General features: G+C 58.7%; 23 protein-coding genes. 13 read left to right on the top strand and 10 right to left on the bottom strand.

The window, feature by feature from the left end:
- The first annotated feature begins 70 nt into the window (after window positions 1–70).
- Complete coding sequence (locus Q666_RS46045; protein ID WP_081713247.1) at window positions 71–2,830, top strand: AAA family ATPase; 2,760 nt, start codon at window positions 71–73, stop codon at window positions 2,828–2,830.
- A gap of 257 nt (window positions 2,831–3,087) precedes the next feature.
- The gene (locus Q666_RS46040) at window positions 3,088–3,858 is read left to right on the top strand and encodes an IclR family transcriptional regulator (protein ID WP_023003734.1); all 771 of its coding nucleotides are present in this window, start codon (window positions 3,088–3,090) and stop codon (window positions 3,856–3,858) included.
- 31 nt (window positions 3,859–3,889) lie between these two features.
- Here Q666_RS46040 and Q666_RS46035 read toward each other — a convergent pair whose 3' ends face one another.
- From Q666_RS46035 to Q666_RS45985, 10 genes are all read right to left on the bottom strand, one after another.
- Complete coding sequence (locus Q666_RS46035) at window positions 3,890–5,395, bottom strand: tripartite tricarboxylate transporter permease (RefSeq protein ID WP_023003736.1); 1,506 nt, start codon at window positions 5,393–5,395, stop codon at window positions 3,890–3,892.
- 2 nt (window positions 5,396–5,397) lie between these two features.
- The gene (locus Q666_RS46030) at window positions 5,398–5,838 is read right to left on the bottom strand and encodes a tripartite tricarboxylate transporter TctB family protein (RefSeq protein ID WP_023003738.1); all 441 of its coding nucleotides are present in this window, start codon (window positions 5,836–5,838) and stop codon (window positions 5,398–5,400) included.
- Window positions 5,839–5,857: 19 nt separating this feature from the next.
- Window positions 5,858–6,244 (bottom strand): 5-carboxymethyl-2-hydroxymuconate Delta-isomerase, encoded by a 387-nt coding sequence (locus Q666_RS46025; RefSeq protein WP_023003740.1) that lies wholly within the window; start codon window positions 6,242–6,244, stop codon window positions 5,858–5,860.
- Between the two features lie 76 nt (window positions 6,245–6,320).
- Window positions 6,321–7,292: a tripartite tricarboxylate transporter substrate binding protein gene (locus Q666_RS46020; protein ID WP_023003742.1), complete on the bottom strand. Its 972-nt coding sequence runs from the start codon at window positions 7,290–7,292 to the stop codon at window positions 6,321–6,323.
- A 20-nt stretch (window positions 7,293–7,312) separates the two neighbouring features.
- On the bottom strand, window positions 7,313–8,200 hold the full coding sequence (gene prpB / locus Q666_RS46015) for a methylisocitrate lyase (protein WP_023003744.1): 888 nt from the start codon (window positions 8,198–8,200) through the stop codon (window positions 7,313–7,315).
- Window positions 8,201–8,423: 223 nt separating this feature from the next.
- Window positions 8,424–9,185, bottom strand: a complete 762-nt coding sequence (locus tag Q666_RS46010; protein ID WP_031270598.1) for an HpcH/HpaI aldolase/citrate lyase family protein — start codon at window positions 9,183–9,185, stop codon at window positions 8,424–8,426.
- 5 nt (window positions 9,186–9,190) lie between these two features.
- A complete protein-coding gene (gene hpaH, locus Q666_RS46005; RefSeq protein WP_023003750.1) occupies window positions 9,191–9,991 on the bottom strand; it encodes a 2-oxo-hept-4-ene-1,7-dioate hydratase in 801 nt (266 codons plus the stop codon).
- A complete protein-coding gene (locus tag Q666_RS46000; protein ID WP_051990113.1) occupies window positions 9,985–10,863 on the bottom strand; it encodes a fumarylacetoacetate hydrolase family protein in 879 nt (292 codons plus the stop codon). Before Q666_RS46000 ends, hpaH begins: the two co-directional genes overlap by 7 nt.
- 1 nt (window position 10,864) lies before the next feature.
- A complete protein-coding gene (locus tag Q666_RS45995; protein ID WP_023003755.1) occupies window positions 10,865–12,322 on the bottom strand; it encodes an NAD-dependent succinate-semialdehyde dehydrogenase in 1,458 nt (485 codons plus the stop codon).
- Between the two features lie 629 nt (window positions 12,323–12,951).
- Entirely contained in the window at window positions 12,952–13,983 is a 1,032-nt protein-coding gene (locus Q666_RS45985) for a LacI family DNA-binding transcriptional regulator (protein ID WP_023003758.1), read from the bottom strand.
- Between the two features lie 579 nt (window positions 13,984–14,562).
- On the opposite strand from Q666_RS45985, the gene Q666_RS45980 reads away from it, so the two are divergent.
- From Q666_RS45980 to Q666_RS0133170, 11 genes are all read left to right on the top strand, one after another.
- Window positions 14,563–15,855: an amino acid ABC transporter substrate-binding protein gene (locus Q666_RS45980; protein ID WP_023003759.1), complete on the top strand. Its 1,293-nt coding sequence runs from the start codon at window positions 14,563–14,565 to the stop codon at window positions 15,853–15,855.
- 72 nt (window positions 15,856–15,927) lie between these two features.
- Window positions 15,928–16,671, top strand: coding sequence for an ABC transporter ATP-binding protein (locus tag Q666_RS45975; RefSeq protein WP_023003760.1), 744 nt, complete (start codon window positions 15,928–15,930; stop codon window positions 16,669–16,671).
- Window positions 16,671–17,399: an ABC transporter ATP-binding protein gene (locus Q666_RS45970; RefSeq protein WP_023003761.1), complete on the top strand. Its 729-nt coding sequence runs from the start codon at window positions 16,671–16,673 to the stop codon at window positions 17,397–17,399. The genes Q666_RS45975 and Q666_RS45970 overlap by 1 nt, the downstream gene beginning before the upstream one ends.
- A gap of 11 nt (window positions 17,400–17,410) precedes the next feature.
- Entirely contained in the window at window positions 17,411–18,289 is an 879-nt protein-coding gene (locus tag Q666_RS45965; RefSeq protein ID WP_023003762.1) for a branched-chain amino acid ABC transporter permease, read from the top strand.
- Complete coding sequence (locus Q666_RS45960) at window positions 18,289–19,326, top strand: branched-chain amino acid ABC transporter permease (RefSeq protein WP_023003763.1); 1,038 nt, start codon at window positions 18,289–18,291, stop codon at window positions 19,324–19,326. The genes Q666_RS45965 and Q666_RS45960 overlap by 1 nt, the downstream gene beginning before the upstream one ends.
- 16 nt (window positions 19,327–19,342) lie before the next feature.
- On the top strand, window positions 19,343–20,137 hold the full coding sequence (locus Q666_RS45955) for a glutathione S-transferase family protein (RefSeq protein WP_023003764.1): 795 nt from the start codon (window positions 19,343–19,345) through the stop codon (window positions 20,135–20,137).
- A 9-nt stretch (window positions 20,138–20,146) separates the two neighbouring features.
- On the top strand, window positions 20,147–21,073 hold the full coding sequence (locus Q666_RS45950; RefSeq protein WP_023003765.1) for a dioxygenase: 927 nt from the start codon (window positions 20,147–20,149) through the stop codon (window positions 21,071–21,073).
- Complete coding sequence (locus Q666_RS45945) at window positions 21,070–21,816, top strand: SDR family oxidoreductase (protein ID WP_023003766.1); 747 nt, start codon at window positions 21,070–21,072, stop codon at window positions 21,814–21,816. The genes Q666_RS45950 and Q666_RS45945 overlap by 4 nt, the downstream gene beginning before the upstream one ends.
- 3 nt (window positions 21,817–21,819) lie before the next feature.
- Window positions 21,820–22,698, top strand: a complete 879-nt coding sequence (locus tag Q666_RS45940) for a 3-keto-5-aminohexanoate cleavage protein (protein ID WP_023003767.1) — start codon at window positions 21,820–21,822, stop codon at window positions 22,696–22,698.
- A 39-nt stretch (window positions 22,699–22,737) separates the two neighbouring features.
- Window positions 22,738–23,742 (top strand): zinc-binding alcohol dehydrogenase family protein, encoded by a 1,005-nt coding sequence (locus Q666_RS45935; RefSeq protein WP_023003768.1) that lies wholly within the window; start codon window positions 22,738–22,740, stop codon window positions 23,740–23,742.
- A 12-nt stretch (window positions 23,743–23,754) separates the two neighbouring features.
- Complete coding sequence (locus Q666_RS0133170) at window positions 23,755–24,102, top strand: cupin domain-containing protein (RefSeq protein WP_031270608.1); 348 nt, start codon at window positions 23,755–23,757, stop codon at window positions 24,100–24,102.
- Window positions 24,103–24,296: the final 194 nt, after the last annotated feature.

Genomic DNA, 24,296 nt, shown 5'->3' with positions numbered 1-24,296 from the left:
GTCAATCAGTGTAATTCTTCATCGGGGTACGGTCCTCGTGCCTCACCGGAACATCGGAATCTGCGTCCCAGTGCAAAAAGTCGAACTTGATGTTTCTCGCGGTGAACTGCTGCGTGACGGGGAAGTCGTTCGTTTGCGCCCCAAGACTCTCGCCGTGCTGGTCGAGCTGCACGCCCGCGAGGGAGAGGTCGTCAGCCAGCAAGAACTGAGGCACCTGATCTGGGGACAGCAGCATGGACGCGAGACCGGTCCAAAGCAGTGTGTCCGCGAGCTTAGACGCTTGCTGGGGGACAGCGCCGAAACACCTGGGTTCATCGAAACGGTCGGCAGGCAGGGCTACCGCCTTGTCGGCAAGATCACGGTTCTGAACTCCGGCACGGACACCACCGGAACAGCCCCTCTTTGCGTGGGCCGAACCGCGGAACTGCAGTCCCTTGCGGACTGCGCAGCGGCAGTGCGCGCTGGCAAGCGCATTGTGAGCCTTGTCGCCGGGGAAGCCGGATCGGGCAAATCAAGGCTGGTGGAGACGTTCGCCGCCACGCTGCCACGCACGGCAGAGTTCTGGTCTGCCCGGGGGCAGTGCATTCCCCACCCCGGTGCCCGGGAACCCTATGGCCCACTGATCGAGATCGTGACACAGCTCGCCGAAGGTGCGTCCCGAAAACGGGTCTTACGACTTCTTGAGGATGTCGCACCGTCGTGGCGAGACCTGCTGCCTCAGCTTCGTTCTGGCCGGGAGCCCGCTCACCTGCCCACAAGATTGACGGACACGCACCCGGACTCAATGTTGCGGGAGCTGACCGCACTCATGGAGCGTCTCTCTCAGCAGCAGCCCGGTGTCATCATTCTGGAAGACCTGCACTGGGCCGATCAGAGCACGCTGGCATGGCTTCTTTCCTGGGCTCAACGCCGCGCTCCTGCCAGAACCCTTGTGGTTGGAACCTACAGGTTTGATGAACTGGACAAGTCCGGAGATCTTCAAACAACATTGCATTACCTTCAACGTGTTCAGGACTTTAGCCCGATCACGCTGGACGGCCTCGACGAAACAGCCGTAGCGGACCTTCTCAAGCGACGCTTTCCGGACCACAGACTGCCTGCCTCCCTTGCCGGCGAGTTGAGGCGAAGAACGGAAGGGCATGCCATCCTGGTCGATGCGATCATCGACCAGTGGCATCGGGACGGGGTCCTGGAGAGTTCCGAAAATCAGCACGCACTCGAGCAGGACATCAATAAAATCGTTTCGGCAATCTCACGCGGGGCCGGAAAATTCATCGCGGGCGAAATCGGCCGGCTGGACCCATATGAGCGGCAGTTACTCGACATTGCCAGCGTTGCCGGAATTCGCTTTTCCGCAGCCATGTTGAGCGATGATCGGCTCGAAGTGGAAAAAGGCGAAGCGGTTCTCGACCGCCTTGCAAGCGTCAGGCGCTTCATTGAACGGGCCGGTGTCATGGCCTGGCCGGACGGGACGCAGGCAACACGCTACGTCTTCCGGCACGCGCTTTATCAGGAGGCCCTTTACGACGCTATTCCGGCCGCAAATCGGCAAGGACTTCACGAACGCATCGGCAGCCGGCTTGAAACCGCGTTCAAATCCCGCACTGGCGAAATCGCGTCCACACTAGCCGATCATTTCGAGCGTGCCGCCGATTGGAAACGTGCTGCCGTCCATCGAGGGCTTGCGGGCCTGACCGCGCTGGAACGCGGCGCAATCACCGATGCGGCCGCGCAGTTCCGGCAGGCGCTTGTCTCCTTCGCCGCCTGCGAGCCTGCCCCCGAAACGCACACGGCGGAATGCCGCACGCTACTGGGTCTGGGAGCGGCACTTATCGTCGGGGATCACTTCGCCACAGACGAACTTCGGGACGTTTACGAACGCGCCGCGACACTTGCAGGCCGAACCAATGACCCGACGACAATCGTGCCCGCACTTGCGGGGCTCTGGAACCACCACCTGACCAAGGCAGACCTTGCAGCCGCCGACGAACTTGCCAAGGGTCTCGATGACCTAGCAGAGGATGCACCAGCGCTTTATGCAATGGTGGCCCACAATGCTGTCGGGCAAACACGGTTCTTCCGTGGTGATCTTGCCGCCTGTCTGCCTCATATCAACGCTGTTTGCAGCGCCTACGACACAAACCACGGCGCAGAGGCATCGGTTCTGTTCGGCGAGGACCCCGGCATCGTCTGCCGCCAGTATGCCGCTTGCGTTCATCAGTTGCTCGGCCAAAGCGAACGTGCCGAACGCCTTTATGCCGAAGGCATGACGTTGACGGACACATTGGAGCAGCCTTTCGGTCGAGCGCAGATGCTTTGGGCAGGAGCTCTGATCGCTCGTGAACGTGAAGACCCGGTGCGTGTGCTGGTACGGGCGACGGGCCTGATCGAAACCTGCGAAGCAGCCGCAATTCCATTCTGGCGCCCCTATGGCGACCTGCTGGCCGGTTGGGCGCAGGTCGTGCTTGGGAACGCTTCCGGCCTTCAGCAAATTCACGAAGGTCTGAACGCACAGGCGGCAATGAACGTGACGCTGACCCGTCCTTACGGATTGGCACTCTACGCAGAAGCGACCAGCCGCTGCGGTAACCCGGTCGAGGGGCTGAAGGCACTTGCGTCGGCGTTCAAGATCATCAGGCGTACCGGCGAACGCTGGCATGAAGCGGAGCTCCATCGCCTTTGGGCCTTGCTCTCGGTTCAGACCGGCCGAACCCGAAACGCTTCATCTGCACTTCGCCGTGCAATCAGGGTTGCACGAACCCAAAACGCCGTGACTTACGAAAAACGTGCGCAAGACCTTCTGGACCGGATTGCAGGTCAACTGACCTGAGAAGCACCCCGCCAACCCGCGTCCGGATAGGACTTCAGCCCGCATCTCCAGCCGTTCAACAGGCTTCTAGGTCACCCCGTTCCGACTTGGAGACACAGTGGCAACATCGGATGCGGAAACGAGGCCTTTAGCCATGCCAATAAATTCCCGAATGCCCTTCATTTCAATGGACCCGTGTGCCCTCATGCAATACCACTCTACTAGGACATTCGGTCGAATTAGATTTTAAACACATACGATTATAGAGACTTACGAGGATGACTGCAGGAACACAAAGCATCGACCGCGCAGCGATGCTGCTCGATCTTGTCGCCGGTGGGCATCCCGACGGTGTTCCCTTTGCGGACATACTCGCAAAGTCCGGCCTGACCCGGCCGACGGCCCGACGAGTGCTGCAAGCGCTTATCGAACATGGCTTCGTCGACCAGGATGCGGAAAACCGCCGCTTTTTCCTCGGCTCCAGAATTTACGAACTGGGTCTGCTGGTCTTCCCAGCCTATGACCTGCAAGATGTTTGCAAGCCGGAACTCGAACGTCTGGTCGAGGTAACGGGCGACACCGTTTTCCTCAATCGTGTCGTCGGTGACAAGATGACCTGCATTGCCCGGGAAAGCGGCGCGTTTCCCGTGAAGGCGTTTGTTCTGGACGTCGGGGTTCATCGCCCGATCGGGCTGGGCGCCGGTGGCATGGCTGTCCTTGCCGCCCTTCCGCCTGCAAAAGCCGAAGCGATCCTGGACAGAAACACCGGCGACCTCAAGGAGTTCTCCGGTGGCGTCACGAAAATCCGTGAAATGGTCGAACTGGCAAGAGAGACCGGCTACATCGACAGGGTGTCGGACGTTGGCGTCAGGACCGTCGCCATGGCAATCCGCGACAGTGCCGGCACACCCTTTGCGTCAATCAGCGTTTCCAGCATTATGGCGCGCATGACCGGCGAGCACCTGCAATCGGTACTCGCCATCATGGGGGAGGAAGTCGCGAAGATCAGCGCCAAGCTGTCGAAGATGCGGCCGATAGGTAGAGCCTGATCCGGCCGCGCCTTCCGCTTGACCGAGGCTGTTAATCGGCAACGGGATTTTCGTTTTTACGCTTGATCCGCGACCAGAGCAGGTTGAGCAGCGGCAGCACGATGATCAGGATCGTGATGCAGTGGATCGCGATGGCCGTGCTGGATCCGAGAAGATAACCGAAGTCTCCTCCTGAAATCATCAAGGCCCGGCGCAGGTGCTCCTCGAGCATCGGCCCCAGAACGAACCCGATGAGCAGCGGTGCGGGTGAATAGTCGTAAAATCGCAGGATCGCCCCGATAACCCCCATCAGCAACACGGCCCAGACGTCGAAAGTCGAATTCGCCACGCCGAAGACGCCAGTGCAGATCAGTGCAATGATCACGGGAAACAGGAACCGTCTCGGCACGGCAACCAGTCGTGCCCAGACCCCGATCAGCGGTACGTTCAACACCAGCAGCAACACGTTGCCGATCCAGAAACTGGCGACCAGGCCCCAGAACAGATCCGGGTGATCGACCACCAGCTGTGGTCCGGGTGCGATGCCGTGGATCATCAAGGCGCCCAGGATGATCGCCATCGTGGGCGTTCCAGGAATACCGAGCGTCATGGTCGGAATGAAGGCCGTCTGGGCGGCAGCGTTGTTGGCTGCCTCAGGTGCGGCGATCCCGTTGATCCGTCCAGTGCCGAATTCTTCCTTCTTGCCACCCACGGACCGTTCCAGCGAATAGGCCAGGAAAGAGGAAATCGTGGGCCCTGCACCGGGCAAGGGCCCCAGGATGCCACCAACAGAGGCTCCGCGAAGGATCGAGAACTTGATGCTCTTGAGTTTGCCGAAAGCGAGAAACATGGAGCGGGCGGAAATGGCGATCGGTTTCCTGTCACCCTGGTCATCCCTCAGCTTGTTGATGACCTCCGGGATGCCGAACAGCCCCATGGCAACGGCGACGATCGACAGCCCGTCGAGAAGGTTTGCATAGCCCATGTCGAACCGGGCAACGCCGCTGTTGAGATCAAGGCCGATGCTGCCCAGCAGCATGCCGATGAAGACCATCGCAACACCCTTGAGCGCCGAGCCGCCAACCGCAACCGATCCGGCAACGAGCCCCAGCAGCAAGGTCGCGAAATACTCCGCCGGTCCGAAGGAGAGCGAGAACTTAACGATCAACGGCGACAGGAAGACCATGGCCAGAATGCCGAAAGTGCCGCCACTCAGCGAGGAGATCTGCGCTGTCAGCAGGGCAAGACCAGCCTCGCCCCTTTTCGCCATCGGGTAACCGTCCAGCGTTGTGATCGCATTGGAAGCCGTGCCCGGCAGATTGAGAAGGATCGATGCGATGGAGCCACCATATTCGGCCCCGTAATAGACACCGGCCAGCATGATGACCGCGGTCGTCGGCTCCAGATAGAAGGTGACAGGCAGCAGGATCGAGATCGCCGCGATCGCGCCGATACCTGGAAGAACACCGACGATATTGCCCAGCAGAACACCTGCGAAACAATAAAAGAGATTTACCGGATGCAGTGCGACCGTAAACCCTGAGAGGAAATCCATCATGATCAGAACCCGGGGAAAAGCCTGAGAGGCATGCCGAGGCCCAGAACGAATGTGAGCCACAGGAAGGCAGAAACGCCGATGGAGAGCAGCACCGTTTCCAGCCATTTCATGCGCGGAATGACGAGCGCCAGCACCGAGATCGCACACAAGGTGGTGAGTGCGATGCCGAGCCGTTCGATCAGCAGAGCGTAGAGTGCGATGGAGGCAACGACCCCGCAGAGGCCGAGCCAGGGGAATTGCCCTGGAAGGGTGACGTCACGAACGACGTTGACGACCGCGATCAGCAATCCGAAGACAATCGTCAAGGCACTCAAGACGACCGGGAACATTCCCGGCCCCATGTTGCGCGGCACGCCCATGTCGAGATCGCGGGAAGCGTAGAGGAAAATTGCACCTACGAGCGCGACCAGCAGCCCGTCCTGAGCCTTGAAGAGAGCCTTCATCCCATCCTCCAGAAAACCGTCAGCTGGCTTTCAAGTGTTTGTGCAGGTTGTTCATCTTGTAACTGTAAGCACTCGGGATCTCTTGCATTTCCATTGCGTATGCAAGCCGGGCACGGTCAGCGAGAGGCTTCAGATGCGACGAAGTCCGATCAAAGATCAAGTCTGCCGCTTCCTGTTTGGTCTGCGCATCCCTGCCTTCACCGATGCGAAGGGACAAGTGGACAAACCCGTTGTCCGGGTTCATGTCACCGACCAGGCAATCGTCAATGCGTGTGATGCGGATGCGGATACCCGCGATCGGGAAGATACCGGCTTCCGTCATGGCGGCGTGGACACAGCGGCCAAAAGTTTCGACCTCGGTCTGATCTGCAATATTACCGGAATATTCGATCCAGGCGTGCGGCATGGTTCCATCCTTGAAAGGGCGAGCCGAAGCTCGCCCGGTAGGTTCAATTGTTGCGAAATGGAAGTTCAGGGAAAGGTCACTTCGGCTCGATGCCGGCGTCCTTGATTTCCTGGCCCCACAGGTCGACCTCGGAGGCGATGAATTCTGTCGTCGCCGCAGAATCCAGGCCACGCCGGGACGGCGTTACACCGATGCTTTCGAGTTTCGCCTGCACGTCCGGATTGGCAATGGTCTTGTTGAAGGCATCGCTCAGAACGTCCAGACGCTCCTGGGGGACACCAGCCGGAGCAACGACACTGTACCACCCAACCACGTTGAAACCGTCGAAGCCGAGTTCGTCTGCCGTTGGCGTGTCGGGCAGCGCGGCGTAACGGTCCGTGCTCGTGACGAGGATCGGCTTCAAGGCACCGCTCTCAACATGCGGCAGGACCGAAACAGGACTGCTGATCATCGCATTCACACGGCCGGCCAGGATATCGGAAATTGCATCTCCGGAACCTGAATAGGGAATATTGGTGAAGCTGAGATCCGCCTGCCGGGCCAGCAAACGCGCTGCCAGAAGCGCCGCGCTGCCTCCGTTTGCCATGGTCAGGTTTTCCGTGGCGGCCGCGGCAAAGCCTTCATAGTCGGAGATTTCGGAATCCCCCGGCACCGTGACCACATAGGGCGACTCGGAGATCACCGCGATCCCCGAGAAGTCTTCTTTCGAGTTGTAGGTCGCCGACTTGAAAAGCGACGGGTTCAGCGCAAGCGTCGCCTGGATACCGAACAGAATGGTATACCCGTCAGCTTCTGCCTGTTTCGCCAGAAGCGTGCCGACCGTTCCGGACGCACCCGGACGGTTTTCGACGACGACAGGCTGCCCCAGATACTCCTTCATGTTGTCGGCAACAATCCGGGCCGTAGTGTCTGTCCCCCCTCCAGGCGAATACGGCACAATCAGGCGGACCGGCTTCTCCGGAAACGCGTCCTGCGCGATAACCGGAGCCGCCACTGTGAGCGCCAAGGCGCCCGCTGCGATTGACAACAAAGTTCTCTTGGTGAGCATTCTTTCCTCCCTTTGCTCAATTACTTCCGACTTTGGAACAACTCGTCGATCTTCCTTTCGTAGTCGTGGTAGTTCAGGAAGTCGTAGAGTTCCTCGCGCTTCTGCATGATATCCAGCACACCGGTCGCCGATCCGACCTCACGAATATGCTTGTAAACCTTCAGGGCTGCCGCGTTCATTGCGCGATTCGCAGACAAGGGGTAGAGCGCCGCTGAAACACCGACGCTGCGCAGCTCGTCCAGAGTGAAGTTCGGCGTCTTGGAAAACTCGGTAATGTTGGCAAGAACCGGATACGGCGTGTCGAGCGCATCGACGAAGGCCTTGTACTGCGACAATTCCGTACAGGCTTCTGCGAAGATCATGTCGGCGCCTGCCTCGACGTAGGCACAGGCCCGGTCGATCGCACCGTTCAGGCCCTCGATGGCCAGCGCATCCGTGCGGGCAACAATGAAGAACTGATCGTCGGTCTTTGCATCCACGGCTGCCTTGACGCGGTCAACCATCTCCTGCTTGGAAACGATCTCCTTGCCCGGACGGTGACCGCACCGCTTGAGCTGAACCTGATCTTCCATGTGCATGGCACCGGCGCCGTCCTTGATCAGGCCGCGCACAAGGCGCGCGATGGTGAAGGCACCGCCGAAGCCGGTATCGACATCAACCAGGACCGGCAGACTGCTTGCATCCGTAACGCGGCGGAGATCCGTCAGCACGTCACTCAGGTTCGTGATGCCGAGATCGGGAAGCCCGTAGGATGCGTTCGCGACGCCTGCACCGGCAAGATAAAGAGCCTTGTAGCCCACGCGCTCTGCCATCATCGCCGTGTAGGCGTTGATCGACCCCATGACCTGAAGCGGATTTTCTTCCTTCAAGGCCTGCCGGAACCGTGCGCCTGCCGAAAGTGTCGTCATTATGAACCTCTCATTTTTGACTGATCATAATATGATCATTTTTTGAACTCTTTATTTGATAAAGATCATATTATGGCTTTTTTCAAAGTCAATAAGTTATTTCCCGATGATTTCGAGCCGCCTCAGCCGCAGAAAACAGCCAAAAACAAAGGCCCGCCGCGCTTTCGCGCAACGGGCCTGCCTGTTCATAATATGGACACACCCGGCCGTAACCGGGAAATGGTCAGGGAAACGCCTGCCTCAACTCCGCAAGACCGCGGGCAAAGACACCAATATCAGCCCCAACGGCCAGAAACTCGACACCCATGAGCGCATAACGATGCGCAAGTTCACGATTGGACGTCAGGATACCGGCAGGCTTTCCCGCGGCCCTGATCCGCGACAGGGCCTCAACCACGACCGCCTGTACCGGAGCCGCTTCGGGCTTGCCGACATAGCCCATGTCCGCGGCCAGATCCGCTGGCCCGACAAAGACGCCATCGACACCTTCAACCGCCAGTATCTCGTCCAGCGCATCGATGCCCTTGCAGCTTTCGACCTGCACAAGCAGACACACCTGCTTGTTTGCCGTGTGCAGATAGTCGGTGATGCGACCATAGTCCGATGCCCTTGCCAGGGCCGCGCCGACACCGCGCGCCCCCTCCGGCGGATAACGAACAGAGCCCACGGCTTCCTGCGCCTCCGCTGCCGTTTCGATCATCGGCACCAGAATTGTCTGCGCCCCGATATCCAGCATCTGCTTGATCAGGGCACGGTCATTCTCACGGACACGAACCACCGGATGGCTGCTGCCGGAGAGAACCCGCAGCTGCGCCATGATTTCGGCAAGCCCGTTCGGTCCGTGTTCGGCATCGATGACGAGCCAGTCGAACCCGGCTCCTGCGCAAATTTCCGCGGCGCCGGGATGTGCCAGCGCCATCCAAAGGCCAATCTGGGTCTCCGGCTTTGCAAGCCGCGCCTTGAAGAGGTTTTTCGCTAAGGTCATGACGATCACGCAAATCTGGTGGAGACGGCGCCGAACGGTCCGAAGTCGGCCCGGATCGCCGTGCCGGGTGGACATTCGATGGGGCCGATAAACGATCCCGTCAGGACGATCTGGCCGGGTTCGATGCGGTGGCCGTAGCTGGCCATCCGCCGGGCAAGCCAGACGAGCCCCATAACGGGGTCGTTCAAGACAGCCGCACCAAGACCGGTGGCCGTGACCTCACCATCCTGTTCGACGATAGCCCCAACCCAGCGAAGATCCACGTCGCCGGGGTCATGCCGTTGGGCTCCCAGAACCACGCCCGCATTGGCGGCATTGTCCGCCACGGTGTCGAAGATGCGCCGGCGCGTTCCCGTCTCCGGATCAGCACGCAAGATGCGGGTGTCCAGGATTTCAAGCGCGGGGCTGACATAATCCGTCGCCGCGATCACATCTTCACGGGAGACGTTGCCATCGATTGGCGCCTTCATCACAAACGCTATCTCGGCTTCCACGCGCGGTTCGATAAATCGGCCGCGTGGCACCTGCCCGCCATCCGGGAACAGCATGTCGTCATAAAGCACGCCCGAATCCGGCGTATCGATACCGAGTGCATTCTGCATGACCTTGGATGTCAGGCCGATTTTCCACCCCAGGATGCGCCGCCCGGCTGCCAGTTTGGTCGCAAGTTGCGCCCCCTGTATGGCATAGGCATCATCCAGCGAGATGTCCGGGTAACGCACGCTGAGAAGGCCAGTCTGTTGCCGGGTTGCTTCCGCTTCCAGAAGCTCGGCCGCCACGTCCTGCACCTGCGCGGCACTCAGCATTTTTCGTCCTCAATGCCGTTGCGCAGGATACCGATCCCTTCGGCTTCGACTTCCACAATATCACCCGGCTTCAACCAGCAAGGGGGCTCCATCCTTGCGCCGGCACCTGTCGGAGTGCCACAGACCAGAATGTCGCCAGGCATCAGCTGCGCAAATGTCGAAACGTAATTGACGATATAGGGGAAGTCGAAAATCATTCTCGACGTCCGGTCCTGCTGGCGAACCTCACCGTTGACGCGGGTTACAAGAGCAACATCCTGCAATTGGGCCGGGATATGCAGCGGGACGAGAGCCGGGCCGATGCTGCCGGTCCTTTCCCAGTTCTTGCCCTGCGTCACGTTGAATTTCGCATGGCGCGTCCAGTCGCGGATCGTTCCCTCGTTGCAAAGGGTAATCGCGGCAATATGGTCGAATGCCGTCTCGCGCGGAATGCGACGGCCGGCTTTTCCGATGACGATCGCAATCTCGCCTTCATAGTCCAGCTGATCGCTTTCCGGTGGCCGGATCAGTGGCTGGCCATGACCGGTGAACCCGCTCGCAAACCGCGGAAAAAGCGAGGGCCGCATCTGTTGTGCCTGGCCGTCCTTGTACTCTGCGTTCCTGTCCGGGTAGTTCACCCCGACGCAGATGATCTTCTGGGGAGCGGCGATCGGAATCTGGAAGGCGACATCTGACGCCCGATAGCTCACCGGACGCCCCTCGCCGGCCTTGACCAGTTCCGGCAGGGCGCCGGCGGCAACAACGTCCAGAAGATTGCTGAACCGGGCTTCCAGATTGTCGGTCACGTCCACCAGATCATCGCCTGTCAGGACGCCATAACGCAGGGCACCTTCTGCCCGAAACGCTGCAATGGCTGGCTCATATGCCGTCATGTCAATTTCCTTCATCGATTCCGCCAACACACAGGTATTTGGCTTCCAGGTATTCATCCAGGCCGAGGCGGGATCCCTCCCGTCCCAGGCCGGATTGCTTAATGCCGCCGAACGGTGCTTCGGCAGTGGAGATCAGGCCCGTGTTTATGCCGACCATGCCGTACTCGAGACGCTCGCCGACCCGCCAACTGCGCGCGAGGTCGCGTGTAAAGAAGTAGGCTGCGAGCCCGTATTCGCTGTCGTTGGCAAGCGCGATCACTTCTTCTTCCGTGTCGAAACGGAAGACTGGCGCCACAGGCCCGAAGGTCTCTTCACGTGCGATGCGCATCTCATGGCGCACACCCGTCAGAACGGTCGGCTGAAAAAAGGTGCCACCAAGGGAATGATGCGTTCCACCCAGTTCAATCCTGGCACCATTGGCAATGGCATCCGAGATATGCGCCTGGACCTTGTCTATCGCTGAAACGTCAATCAGCGGACCAAGGTCCGTATCATCAGCCTGCCCATCGCCGACCTTCATGGTCCGCATCCGCTTCACCAGGGCGGCAACGAATGCGTCGTGAACACCCGACTGCACATAGATGCGATTGGCGCAAACGCAGGTCTGGCCGCTGTTGCGGAATTTGGCCACCACAGCCCCTTCGACGGCGGCTTCCACATCGGCATCATCGAAGACGATGAAAGGCGCATTGCCGCCGAGTTCCAGCGAGATCTTCTTGACGGTGTCGGCGCACTGCCGCATCAGCAACTTGCCAACGTCCGTTGAGCCGGTAAAGGACAGCTTGCGCACGAAGGGACTGGAGGTCATCGCTGCGCCAATCCTGCGCGCGTCCCCCGTGATCACCGTGAAGAGACCAGGCGGAACACCTGCACGCTCGGCGAGCGTCGCCAGCGCAAGGGCTGAAAAAGGCGTTTGCTCGGCGGGCTTGACGATGATTGCGCACCCGGCAGCCAATGCCGGTGCAACCTTTCTTGTGATCATCGCATTCGGAAAGTTCCAGGGGGTGATCGCCGCAACCACACCAACAGGCTGCCTGATCACCAGGAGGCGCTTGTCCCGGGACGTCGCAGGTATCGTCTCGCCGTATATGCGGCGCGCTTCCTCGGCATACCATTCGACATAGGAGGCACCATAGAGGACTTCCCCTTTCGCCTCTTTCAAAGGCTTGCCCTGTTCCAGGGTGATGATGCGCGCCAGATCGTCAGCGTTCTCGACAATCAACGCAAACCAGCGCTGAAGCACCTCGGCCCGTGCCTTCGCAGGCTGTGCGGCCCAATCGGCCTGTGCCTCTCTGGCATGTCTGATGGCCAACTCTGTCTCGGCGCCCCCAAGGTTGGGAACATTGCCGAGGCACGCGCTGGTCGCCGGGTTCGTGACGGTAAGGCCCTCAACACCCGCTTCATAGATGCCGTCTCCAATACGGACGCTTTCGCAGAGAAGGCTCCTGTCTTTTAACACTGATGCATCTCCCCCTGCTCAGACATCCAATTCAAAAAGTTCATATTGTGGATATATATTCAACATATCCAATAATAACAATCACATTATGAACTAATTTATTCAAGGGACGCTTGACTACAGTGTTTTTGGGAAGCCTTGTCGCCGAGAGCAGAAGCTGCGGCTGCCCAACCGCGGCTCGAACCGGCGTTTGAAAGAAGCAGGACGATCCAGCAACCATCGGGTTGCCGGATCGGTCACTTTCGTAAGTATCTGAAAAGACGAATGAATGAGTGCCACTAGCCAGGCACTGAACGTTTACGCGGCTGTACGGTCCGGCAACGAATGCGAAAGAACCGAAAGAACATCAACGATCTGGCTCAGCGACCACATTCTGAACTCGTCGATCGGGCACACCAAATGGAAGGAGCCAACAGTGAAATGCGGGCTCAAGCAAACCAGGCTCGCGATCAGAGCACCCCGATCGTCCAAAATGAAGCTGACAGGCACTGTCACGAGTGTCGTCCCAAGGGAATGGTGTGCCTGGTTGGTAGTCTTTTGGGGTGACTGTTCTTCACCCCAGGGCCGGATGACGGCGCACTTGAGAGTGCTGAGCAACAATCGCCCGGCCAGCAGAAGTCAAGCGCCCTCTAATGGTCGGTTTCTATCCGAAGGACGCTGTTTCGGCATTTCAGGCTGACCGGGAGAACTGTTTCCCTTGGAACCTTGCCGTCACAGCCGTCAATCATCTGAACCAGCAGCCTGGCAGCGGTGGCCCCTGCATCAAACTGTTCTATGCGCACTGTTGTGAGGCCAGGCGGAATGAGATCCAGGAACGGCATGTCGTTGAAGCCGGTGATGGAAATCTTGTCGGGGCACGGATGCCCGTTTCTGGCGCAATAATCCATGGCCCCGAGGGCCAGCCTGTCATTGGCGCACAGAATTGCGGTTGTCTCCGGTGACCGGCTCAATATCTCTTTCGCGCAACGGCGGCCTTCCTCCTCCTCGAAACGGCAGGCTTCCTCGATGACAAGTGCATCGGCTGAAAGTCCGTAGTCCCGGGCAACCGAGCAGAACGCTTCACGACGCAGCAGTCCGGTCGACAAGTCCCGAGGTCCGGCAAGATGCGCAATTCGCCTGTGACCATGATCATGAAGATGATCAAAAATCATGCGGATCCCGGCTTCCTCGTCGTTGATCACATAAGGGATCTCGGCTTCTTCGACCTTTCGGTTCAGCGTGACAACCGGAAGACCCTGGCGCGCCGCTTCCACGATATTGGGATCGCTACGCAACACAGCCGTATGGATTATGCCATCCACGCCGCGCTCCTGGAGCGTCTCGGTCAATCGGCGCTCCCGGTCACTGTCACCATCGGTGTTGACGATGATGGAAGCATAACCCAGCGGCTCCATCACACTTTCGATGCCGCGAACGATCGGCGGGAAAATCATGTTGGTGATATCCGGGATCATCACCCCGACCGTCATCGACTTCTGCTTGCGCAAGCTGAAAGCAATCCGGTTGGGCCGATACCCCAGCCTGTCGGCCGCTTGACGGATCTTCACGACAATTTCTTCGGTCAGCGAACTGCGCTTTTGCGGATCAAGCGCACGGGAAACCGTAGAAACATGAACACCTGTTTCCCGGGCTATATCCTTCAGTGTCGGCCGTCGGCTCATCTTTGCGTCCTCCCACCCTCCATATAGCGGGATGGAGCCCTCTTCGCAATCGATTGCATAAAACTGTTGACACCTCGTTTGTGATCGTGTTACCGATTATGCAATCGATTGCAGAGATTTGGATTTCGCGTTCTGCGACTTGCCCGAAATGGGCACCGCACCGGTACGTGCGGTTCCATCATTGTGGCGAGGGCAAACCCGAAGCGGGTTGGACGAGCGAAAGATCTGTGCTTCGATTTGGGACTGTCAGCCTTGGGAGAGGCGTCGGCCCAACGCTCTGAAACACGACACGTGTTTCGGGCGCTATCGATGATTTGGGAGGGAGTCAGACTTTTCCTGTCCGGCACATCCGGATCAGAGCGTGACGATTTTCGTCGCGCATATTATTGCGAATATCTGTGCAATCGATTGCACGATTAAGTTCGATTGCTGAAATGCATGAGGTGATGTGAATACCGCCCCGATCTCGAACGTGAGCAAGGGGCACGACGAATAGCTACGGTATGGTGCAAGGGCTTGGGAGGGCTCCACCGCAGATCTACCGAAAAGGATCTGATCTCATCTTCAGGGAGGAAAAAGATGAAACGCATTAATTGGACGGTGGCAGCTCTTGTGTCTGCCAGCATGCTTGCATCTGGCTATACCGGAATGGCTCAGGCGGCTGATCCGCTCAAGATCGGCGCCAGCCTGCCCTTGACCGGTGGTTTTTCGATTGCCGGACAAAAACACCAGCAAGGCTATGAACTGTGTGTCGATCTCATTAACGAGCGCGGCGGCATCATGGGTCGCCAGGTCGAGCTGCTTGTTTCCGATAACAGATCCGACCCGGCAACTGCCATCAACCAGTACGAACGCTTCATCAATGTCGACGGCGTGGAGGCGGTATACGGAACCTTTTCCTCGCGTCTGTCCTTCCCTGTCGCCAGCATTCTGGCAAAGAACAACATGGTTCACCCGTTGCCGGCCGGTGGCGCCCTGCGCATCTATACGCAGGGTCACAAGAACATCTTCTATTTCCAGCCGAATGCCGCCGAATATGTCGGCGCTTCCCTCGCAGGCATCATCAAGGACCTGATCCCCGAGGGTGAAACACCCAAGACTGCGGCGGTGATATCCGCGGACGACTTCTTCGCAAACGGTGTCTGGTCGGGCCTGATGGGCGAGAAGGTCATGGACCCGGCGGACGGCTCACTCGTGCGCGACCTCGCACCGGGATACCTTGCTGAAAACAACATCGAAGTTGTCTTTTCCGAGCGTTGGCCGGAAGAAGGTTTCAGCGACTGGCTCAACCTTGCCAATCAGGTGAAACGCTCCGGAGCGGAACTGATCATCGGATTGACAGCTTCCGCGGAAGAGGCGGTCCAGCTGACACGCGCACTCAAGACAGTCCGGGCGGAGCCGAAACTCGTCTATTTCAGCCAGGGAACACAGGCTGAATACCTGGAAGGCACCGGTTCAAGTGCAGAAGGCGTCCTGGTTCATACCTCCTGGCACAAGGATGCGCCGTTTCAGTCGACGCTGGCCGGCGAACCGTTTTCCAACAGCGACTTCGTCGCCTCCTATCAGGAAAAATTCGGGGCGGTTCCCGATGAAGACGCTGCCATTCCCTTCGCTGTCTGCCAGGGCATCGAGCAGGCAATTCTCGGTGCCGGTTCAACCGACAATGAAGCCATGGGCAAATGGTTGTCGGAACGCACCAGGGACGAGCCGGTTCGCACGATCCTCGGTCGGTTCAACTGGGATGAACTGGGGCTGCCTGCAGACAAGCCGTTCCTGATGACCCAGTGGAACGATGGCGAACTGCAGTTTGTCTATCCGACGGACGAGTTTGAAGGCGTCAGCGCCCTCACCTACCCGAAGGGTTCGTTCTGACGGATCGAACCGGTCCCGGGCGCGTGGCGCCCGGGAAGCTCTCCTGACATTCCAAGCGCAAAGCGAGTTCCCATGCTCGAAATAGATAACCTGTCCAAGCATTTTGGCGGGATCCGCGCAGTCGACGGCTGTTCGTTCACCGTTCCCAAAGGCAGCATCACGGCCCTGATCGGCCCGAATGGCGCGGGCAAGACCACCGCCTTCAACTGCATAAGCCGGACAACCGAACCCTCGGCCGGCAAGGTTCTTCTTGAGGGCCAACGCATCGAACATCTGCGGCCGCACAAGATCACCCGCATGGGCCTGAGCCGCACGTTCCAGATCAGCCGAAACCTGGCGGACATGACGGTTCTGGAAAACGTCATCTGCCAATCCAGGATCGGCGGTTGGCGGGATCTTTTCAAACCCGCCCTTGGTGCGGAAGAAGTCGAGAAGGCGATGGAAATCCTCGACTTCCTCGGCATTACGCGGATCGCCTACGAGGACGGTTCCAACCTGTCCTACGGACAGAAGAAACTGATGGATCTGGCAGCGCTCCTGATGAGCGATCCCAAGATCATTCTGCTCGATGAACCTGCTGGCGGGGTCAATCCGACGCTGCTTGAGGAAATCATCGGCCACATACAAAAGCTGAACGAACAGGGCCTCACGGTGCTCATCGTGGAGCACAACATGGACCTCATCATGCGCCTGTCCCACAAGATCGTGGTGATGGCCCAGGGCAAGGTCATTGCTGATGGCAAGCCCGAAGAAGTCCGCGAAAATCCTGCTGTTCTCGACGCCTATCTTGGTGGCGTCCTGGAGGAGGCTGCGTGATGAGCGAACTTCTCCACGTTTCCAATGTGACCGCCGGTTACGGCGACGGCCCGGCAATTCTGGACGGAGCCGAGCTTCGTGTCGAACCCGGCAAGGTCCACTGCATCATCGGTCCGAACGGCGCCGGCAAGTCCACCTTGCTGAAGGCGATCTGCGGCATGCTCAAGGTGCGCAACGGCGACGTTCTCTACAAGGGCGAAAGCCTCAAGGGCCTTCGCCCGGACCAGGTGCTTCGAAAGGGAATTTGTTTCGTTCCCCAGGAGCGCGCGCTGTTCCCGAAAATGACCGTGCGGGAAAACATGCGCATGGGCGGTTTTTCCATGAGCAACAAATCCGGTCTGGAAAAACGCATCGACGAGATCGAGGAGCTCTTCCCGATCCTGAAGGAACGCCGCGACCAGCACGCAGGCACGATGTCGGGAGGTCAACAACAGACCCTGGCCATGGCCCGCACGATGATCCTGAAGCCGGACATTGTCATGCTGGATGAACCGTCGCTCGGACTGGCGCCAAAGATCGTCCAGGAAATGTTTTCAATCATGAAGATGATGGCCGCAGAAGGCATCACGATCCTTCTTGTTGAGCAGAACGCCTTGATGGGATTGAAGAATTCCGACCAGGGCGTCGTTCTGGATCTGGGACGCACCCTGTTTTCCGGTCCTGCGGACGACGTCCTGCGCGACCCGCGGATACAGGACCTTTATCTCGGCGGCAAGAAGGCAGCCTGAGGAGGGCAACCATGGCTGATATTATTCAAACTCTCATTCTGGGCCTTGCTCTTGGTGGTGTGTTCGCCCTCATGGGATCCGGGCTCAGTCTCGTATTCGGTGTCATGCGCATCGTAAACCTGGCGCATCCGGTGCTGATCATCGCCGGCGCTTACGTCGCCTACTGGGGTTTCCGGCTCTACGGCATCGACCCCTTGATGATGCTGCCCGTGGCGATCGTCATTCTGGCCGCCATAGGTGTGGTGCTTTACAAGCTGGTTTTCGAACGGGAAGCACGCTCGGCCAAATATTCGGAAATGACGGTCCTGCTCACCTTCGCAATCGCGATGGTTGTCGAAGGGGCACTGGGTGGGTTCTTCTCGAACACCCAGCGTGTGACGTCTCCGGACTACGCGACCGATGCGATCTTTATCGGTGATGTCTTCATTCCGACCGGCCAGCTTTATGCTGGCATTCTGTCGCTGATCATCATTTCCGTGCTGGCGCTTTTCCTGAAGTATTCCAGTTTCGGCTACGCCATCCGCGCAACCACCCAGAACCGCGAAGCGGCTGAACTGCTGGGCGTGAATGTCAACCGCGTTGCCCTTGTCAGCTTCGCAATCGGCATTGGTCTCGCCGGGGCTGCTGGCTGCCTTGTCTCCTTCGTCTTCTCGTTCTTTCCGGCAAAACACTGGGAGTGGATCGCGGTCCTCATGTCCCTGGTGGTTCTCGGCGGCATGGGCTCGCTGCTCGGCACGGTCGTCGCATCCTTCCTGTTGAGCGTGATTGCCGCCTTCGTCGGCACCTATGTCGGAGCGACATGGTCGACCATGACCTTCTTTCTCGCCCTGTTTCTCATCCTTCTCGTTCGGCCCCAGGGGCTGTTCGGTGAAAAACCGGAGCTTGCATAATGTCCCTTGCTTTCAACGAGACGTCCAACGTTCTGCAGGCCCGGGCCGAGCACAACGAAAAGCTTGCACGGCGCGCCGACAGGACACGGGCCACCTGGTTTCCGATCGTCCTTCTGGCCCTCTTGCTGGCGGTTCCGGCACTGCAATTTGTCGGCAACTTCAACTATGTGATCCACCTCATCCTGTTCACGGCCTGCTATGCGGTCATGGCATCGGGCTGGAACATTCTTGGCGGTTTCACCGGTTACATCTCGCTGGGACACAACGTCTTCTTCTGCATTGGCGGCTACTTTGCCGGAATGCTGCTGGCACGCTTCGGCATCTCGACGCTTTTGACGGCACCTCTGGCAGGCCTCGTTTGCGCTGCTGTCGGCTATCTGATCGGTCGTATCACGCTCAAAACGCGCGGGCCGAGCTTCATCATTTCCTCGCTGGCGCTGGTGATGATTGCCCGCATCCTGTTTGACAACTGGCACTTTGTCGGTGGGGCCAATGGCGTCGCCCTACCTGCCAACGACCTCAGTGTGGAATGGGCCAAGCTGCCGTATTACTACGCCTTCGTCGTTCTGGCGGCGCTGACCGTCTTCATCAGCTACAAGATCAAGCATTCGAAATTCGGCCTCGGGCTGCGCGCCATTTCGAAGGACGAGATCAAGGCCGAGAGCGCAGGGATCGATACTCGCACCTACAAGACGCTCGCCTTCGCCATCTCGGCAGCCTTTGTCGGCATGGCAGGCGCTATCTGGGGTGAATATCTCACCTACATCCGTCCAAACATCTTCCTGATCATTCTTGTCAGCGTGAACATGGTTCTGATGTGCATTCTCGGCGGCAAGGGCACGATCGCGGGCCCGGTCATCGGCGCCGTCCTGATTGTCGCCTTCAACGAAATCTTCGTCGCAACGCTTGGCTCTTCGGAATTCAACATCCTGGCAACCGGCCTGATCATGGCGCTGGCGCTGATGTTCTTTCCCCTCGGCATCGTCGGAACCCTGGCAGCGAAACACCGCCTGCCCCGCTTCCTGAACTGGGACTGAGAGAAAGGCTCTACCGATGGGTTTCGTACTTTACAACGCGCCTCAATCCACCTGCTCGCAGCGTGTGCGTTTCTGCCTTCACGCAAAGGGACAGGCATTTGAAGAAAGAAAACTGGACCTCTTCAGTGGCGACCAGCTCAAGCCGGATTATCTGGCGATCAACCCCAATGGCGTGGTTCCGACCCTCGTGCATGACGGGGTCCCCGTGACCGATAGCGCCGTCATCATGGAGTATCTGGAAGACATATTGCCGGACACATCCCCGATGCGGCCGTCTGCTCCTCATGACAGTGCAAGGATGCGGGCGATGTTGCGCTTCATCGATGAAGTGCCGACACCGGCGATCCGCGTGCCATCCTATAATCTTGCCTTCCTGCCGCATTTTCAGGCCATGAGCGCAGAGGAATTTCAGGCGCTTTGCGACAGCAAGCCGTTGCGCCGCGAGTTTCTCATGAAAATGGGCCGCACCGGTTTTCCGAAGGCTGACATGGACGAGGCGCAGGGACGCCTGGACAGGGGCGTGGACCGGATGAACCAGTGGCTGCTGGAAGGAGGTGGCCCCTGGATCATGGGACAGACCCTCACCTATGCCGATATCGCCATCATGCCGGTCATTGTGCGCATGGACGACATCAACCTGGGCGATGCCTGGGCAGACAAGCCCATGGTCGCGGCATGGCTGGATAACATTCGCAAGGAGCCCGCCTTCAGGGCCACCTATTACCACGGCTCCTTGCTCACCGAAAAATACCCGCACCTGAAAGCAGCCAGGGTCGACCAGGCCTTACATGCGACAGCGGTGTCCGCCTGAGGGAACGTCATGGACAGCTACGTTACGACCACAAGACTGATCAGCAAGGAAGAGGATGTCACCCCTGCCGTTCTGGCGGCCATGGAGGCGACATCGGATCCGCGTTTCAAGGAAATCATCACTTCTCTCGTCCGGCACCTGCATGCCTTTCTGCGGGAGGTTCGTCCGACCGAAGCCGAATATGAAAAAGGCCTGCAGATCCTCAATGCCATAGGCCAGCAGACCGACAACGCCCACAACGAAGCGGTTCTCATCTGCGACGTTCTCGGCGCCTCGACACTCATCGATCTCATCAACAATGACGGCATGCAGGGCGAGACGATGTCAGCCTTGCTTGGCCCCTTCTATCGGGGATCTGCACCTGTCTGCGAGTTTGGCGACACCATCGCACGGTCGACCACATCGGGAGACCCGCTGGTTCTGAAGGGCCGTGTACTGGACGTGAATGGTGAACCCATTGCCGGGGCAACGCTTGATGTCTGGCAGGCATCCCCGGATGGACTCTACGAGAACCAGGACAAGGACCAGGCCGACTTCAATCTGCGTGGCAAATTTGTTTCGGACGAAAACGGCAACTACCTCATCCGCACGGTGAAACCGGCCGGTTACCCGGTTCCCGTTCACACCACTACGGGAGACCTGTTGAGGGCACAGAAACGGACACCCATGCGTCCGGCGCATGTCCATTTCATAGTGTCCGCGCCTGAACACAAGACACTCATCACCCAGATTTTCGCCGATACGGACGAAGCGATGGTGAACGACGTTGTGTTCGGTGCGAAGGAACAGATCGCGGGTGATCTGGAACTCCGGGAAACACCTTCAGCCGAATATCCCGACGTTGCCGCCCCCTTCTACACCTGCACCTACGACTTCATCCTGAAGCCAGGCGAACCCCGTTTCCCCGAACCGCCGATCAAGGGGAAAGTGTCTTGAGCCAGTCATTGAAAGGGAAAGTCGCCGTTGTCATCGGCGGCTCCGGCGGAATAGGAGCAGCATCTGCCAAACTGTTCGCAGAGGCGGGCGCGCGTGTCGTCGTCGGATATCGCTCCAGCGAAGACAAGGCGCAGGCAGTCGTCACGGCACTCGAAGGCGACGGCCATCTTGCGCTGAAAGTCGATGTCATCGACACGCCAAGCATTGAGGCCTTCAAGGAGGAAATCGCGAGCAGACTTGGACGGGTCGACATTCTCGTGAATTCGGCGGGCACCACGACGCCGGTCGCTCACAAGGATCTGGATGGACTGACGGACACCATCATCGATGAGGTTTTCGCCTCCAATTTCCGGGGGGTGTTCGCGTCCATTCGCGCCTTTGCCTCCCTGCTCAAGGCGAGCGGCGATGGTGCCGTCATCAACGTGTCCTCGATCGCGGCCTTCAAGGGCTTCGGTTCTTCCATCGCCTACTGCGGCGCGAAGGCGGCACTCGATTCGATGACCCATACGCTTGGCCTGGCACTTGGACCGGAAGTCCGGATCCTCTCAGTGTCTCCAGGAATGGTTGCGACGGATTTTGTTCCAGGCAGAACACGGGAACAGGTCGAAAAGGCAGGTGCAGCGACCCCATTGCAAAAGGTTGTCGAAGCCGAGGATGTCGGCAAGGCGATCTTTGCGTCCGTTGCCTACCTCACCCACTCCACGGGCACGCGCATCGTTGTCGATGCCGGGCGGGGGCTTTGAACCATGGTGCATAAAACCATCATCACCTGCGCCGTGACGGGAAACCTGACCACCCGCGACCAGCACCCTGACCTGCCGGCAACGCCTCAGGAGATTGCCGATGCGTGCCTTGAGGCTGCCGAAGCCGGCGCCGCAATTGCCCACATTCACGTGCGGAATCCGGAGACGGCAAAGCCATCGATGGAGATCGGCCTGTACGAAGACGTTGTCAGGCTGATCAGGCAGAAGAACACTGATCTGATCCTCAACCTGACGACCGGTCCAGGCGGCCGTTTCGTCCCCTCCGATGACGATCCTTCGGTCGCCGGCCCGGGAACGACGATCCTGCCTCCAGAAAAACGGGTGGAACATATCGCAAGGATCCGTCCGGACATCTGCACACTGGATTTCAACACGATGAATTCAGGTGCGCAGGTGGTCATCAACACACCTCGGAATGTGCGCGTGATGGCTGAAGTCATCCGCGACAGCGGTGTGAAACCGGAACTGGAACTGTTCGACACCGGCGACATCGTCATGGCCAACGATTTTCTGAAGGCCGGACATATCGAAGGTCCCGCCATGTGTTCGCTTGTAACGGGCGTGAAATACGGCCTGCCTTCAACTCCGGATGCCATGTCCATGGCTTCCCGAATGTTGCAGCCGGGCACGGTGTGGACCGGCTTCGGTGTCGGCCGATGGGCTTTTCCGATGCTGGTGCAAGCCTGGCTGCTGGGTGGCCACGTGCGCATTGGCATGGAGGACACCGTCTATATCGGCAAGGGCAAACGGACAAAGGGCAATGGCGAACTGACCGCCAGAGCCCGTGACTTCATTGAGAAACTGGGAGGCGAAATCGCCACTGCAGGCGAAGCCAGGCAAATGCTTGGCCTCCAGCAGTAAGCGCGCCGCAACAAAGTGAAAAGGACGGGGACAAGAGCCATGAACGTTCAAAGCAAGACAGTCACCGGCAAGGCCCTTTGGGTGACGGAGAAGTCGCCGGATCTGGACAATCTTCTGATCGACGTGATCGAACCGGCAATACCACAGCACGGGCCGGGTCAGGTCCTGGTTGAAATCAGGGCAGCTGGTGTAAATCCTTCAGACGTGAAGGCGTCTCTCGGCCATATGCCGCATGCGGTTTGGCCAAGAGTTCCCGGTCGCGATTTTGCAGGCATTGTTGTTGATGGACCAGCGCATCTGATCGGCAAGGAAATCTGGGGAGGAGGCGGAGAACTCGGCATCACTCAAAACGGTTCTCACGCCAAGTATATGGCCTTGCCACAGGCCGCCGTCCGCGAAAAACCGGTCAACTTCAGCATGGAAGAAGCCGGCTCGATCGGTGTTCCCTTCATAACCGCCTTTGAAGGTCTGCGGGAAGCTGGCGGCGTCCAGCCATGGGACAATGTCCTGGTTTGTGGGGCCAACGGCAAGGTCGGACAGGCTGCAATCCAGCTTGCGACGATGGCAGGTGCAACAGTGTTCGGTGTCGAATACAAGCCCATGGAATTTCTTGGCCATAGTGCGCAACCCATCGAAATGTTCGACAGCTCTTCTCAGGACGTCGCTGAGCTGGTTCGCCAGAAGACCGGGGGGCGGGGCGCTGATATCGTCTTCAACACCGTCGGAAGCCCCTATTTCGAAATGGCCAACAAGGCGCTTGCAAAACAGGGGCGTCAGGTCTTCATCTCCACGTTCGACAGGGCGGTAGACTTCGATATCTTCACGTTTTTCCGCGGGCGTCACAAGTTCATCGGTATCGATACATTGGCGCTCGACAGTGTGTACGGCGCGAAGATCTTCGACGTGCTAAAGCCGAAGTTCGAGGCCGGTGTTCTGAAGCCCTTCCCGATCAATCCGGAAACCGTCTACGGATTTGACGACGCCGCCAAGGCCTACGCTTCAGTTCTGCGTGCAACGCCTGAGCGGGTTATCCTCAAGCCTTAGTAGGAAACGCACATGCAGGTAACCCGCATTGACAGCGCGCAGCAATATGAGGCGCCGGAACACTACGCGATGGCGTGCCTTCGTCTTCAGGGAAAGGAGGCAACGTCAACGCACTCTATGTGGGTAGGCCTGTCCCATCTTCTTCCTGGAGGCCACACGTCTCTCAAGGCGTCCCCACAAGAGAAGATCTATGTGGTCATTTCCGGCCAGGTCACGATCACCAATGGAAATGAAGTGGTGACCCTTGGACCACTGGATTCCTGCGTCCTGTCTCCAAATGAACCAAGAGCTCTCGAAAACAGGACAAACCAACCGGCCACCATCCTTCTGGCGATGGAGGAAACAGCCCAAAGTCTCTAGAAGGCCTTTGGGTTAACCGGTCGTAGCTCTTGTTTTAGTGGACTGTCAGGATGTCGTCTGTGTGAACAGGCTTTTTATTTGGGCCTGTCGCCGGCTTTGAGAGTATTCTGCCCCGCTGCGTCGGTCTTTCGCCCAGCCCCCGCAGTGATCCAACAAAAACCCCGGTCAGGATATCTGCCGGGGTTATTTGTTTG

The organism is Labrenzia sp. C1B70, assembly GCF_000475395.1.
GTDB lineage: Bacteria > Pseudomonadota > Alphaproteobacteria > Rhizobiales > Stappiaceae > Roseibium > Roseibium algicola.
Note: the sequence above shows the minus strand (reverse complement) of the source record. Positions and strands in the feature narration are given on the sequence as shown.

Bases quoted from the DNA above. Each gene is read 5' to 3' on its own strand.
- Q666_RS45955 (WP_023003764.1), top strand. From the start codon at position 19,343: ATGGGTTTCGTACTTTACAACGCGCCTCAATCCACCTGCTCGCAGCGT.
- Q666_RS45985 (WP_023003758.1), bottom strand. From the start codon at position 13,983: ATGAGCCGACGGCCGACACTGAAGGATATAGCCCGGGAAACAGGTGTT.
- Q666_RS46020 (WP_023003742.1), bottom strand. From the start codon at position 7,292: ATGCTCACCAAGAGAACTTTGTTGTCAATCGCAGCGGGCGCCTTGGCG.
- Q666_RS46030 (WP_023003738.1), bottom strand. From the start codon at position 5,838: ATGAAGGCTCTCTTCAAGGCTCAGGACGGGCTGCTGGTCGCGCTCGTA.
- Q666_RS46000 (WP_051990113.1), bottom strand. From the start codon at position 10,863: ATGACGGCATATGAGCCAGCCATTGCAGCGTTTCGGGCAGAAGGTGCC.
- Q666_RS46040 (WP_023003734.1), top strand. From the start codon at position 3,088: ATGACTGCAGGAACACAAAGCATCGACCGCGCAGCGATGCTGCTCGAT.
- Q666_RS0133170 (WP_031270608.1), top strand. From the start codon at position 23,755: ATGCAGGTAACCCGCATTGACAGCGCGCAGCAATATGAGGCGCCGGAA.
- Q666_RS45965 (WP_023003762.1), top strand. From the start codon at position 17,411: ATGGCTGATATTATTCAAACTCTCATTCTGGGCCTTGCTCTTGGTGGT.
- Q666_RS46010 (WP_031270598.1), bottom strand. From the start codon at position 9,185: ATGACCTTAGCGAAAAACCTCTTCAAGGCGCGGCTTGCAAAGCCGGAG.
- Q666_RS45970 (WP_023003761.1), top strand. From the start codon at position 16,671: ATGAGCGAACTTCTCCACGTTTCCAATGTGACCGCCGGTTACGGCGAC.
- Q666_RS45950 (WP_023003765.1), top strand. From the start codon at position 20,147: ATGGACAGCTACGTTACGACCACAAGACTGATCAGCAAGGAAGAGGAT.
- Q666_RS45935 (WP_023003768.1), top strand. From the start codon at position 22,738: ATGAACGTTCAAAGCAAGACAGTCACCGGCAAGGCCCTTTGGGTGACG.
- Q666_RS45940 (WP_023003767.1), top strand. From the start codon at position 21,820: ATGGTGCATAAAACCATCATCACCTGCGCCGTGACGGGAAACCTGACC.
- prpB (WP_023003744.1), bottom strand. From the start codon at position 8,200: ATGACGACACTTTCGGCAGGCGCACGGTTCCGGCAGGCCTTGAAGGAA.
- Q666_RS45980 (WP_023003759.1), top strand. From the start codon at position 14,563: ATGAAACGCATTAATTGGACGGTGGCAGCTCTTGTGTCTGCCAGCATG.
- Q666_RS46025 (WP_023003740.1), bottom strand. From the start codon at position 6,244: ATGCCGCACGCCTGGATCGAATATTCCGGTAATATTGCAGATCAGACC.
- Q666_RS45975 (WP_023003760.1), top strand. From the start codon at position 15,928: ATGCTCGAAATAGATAACCTGTCCAAGCATTTTGGCGGGATCCGCGCA.
- Q666_RS46035 (WP_023003736.1), bottom strand. From the start codon at position 5,395: ATGATGGATTTCCTCTCAGGGTTTACGGTCGCACTGCATCCGGTAAAT.
- Q666_RS45960 (WP_023003763.1), top strand. From the start codon at position 18,289: ATGTCCCTTGCTTTCAACGAGACGTCCAACGTTCTGCAGGCCCGGGCC.
- hpaH (WP_023003750.1), bottom strand. From the start codon at position 9,991: ATGCTGAGTGCCGCGCAGGTGCAGGACGTGGCGGCCGAGCTTCTGGAA.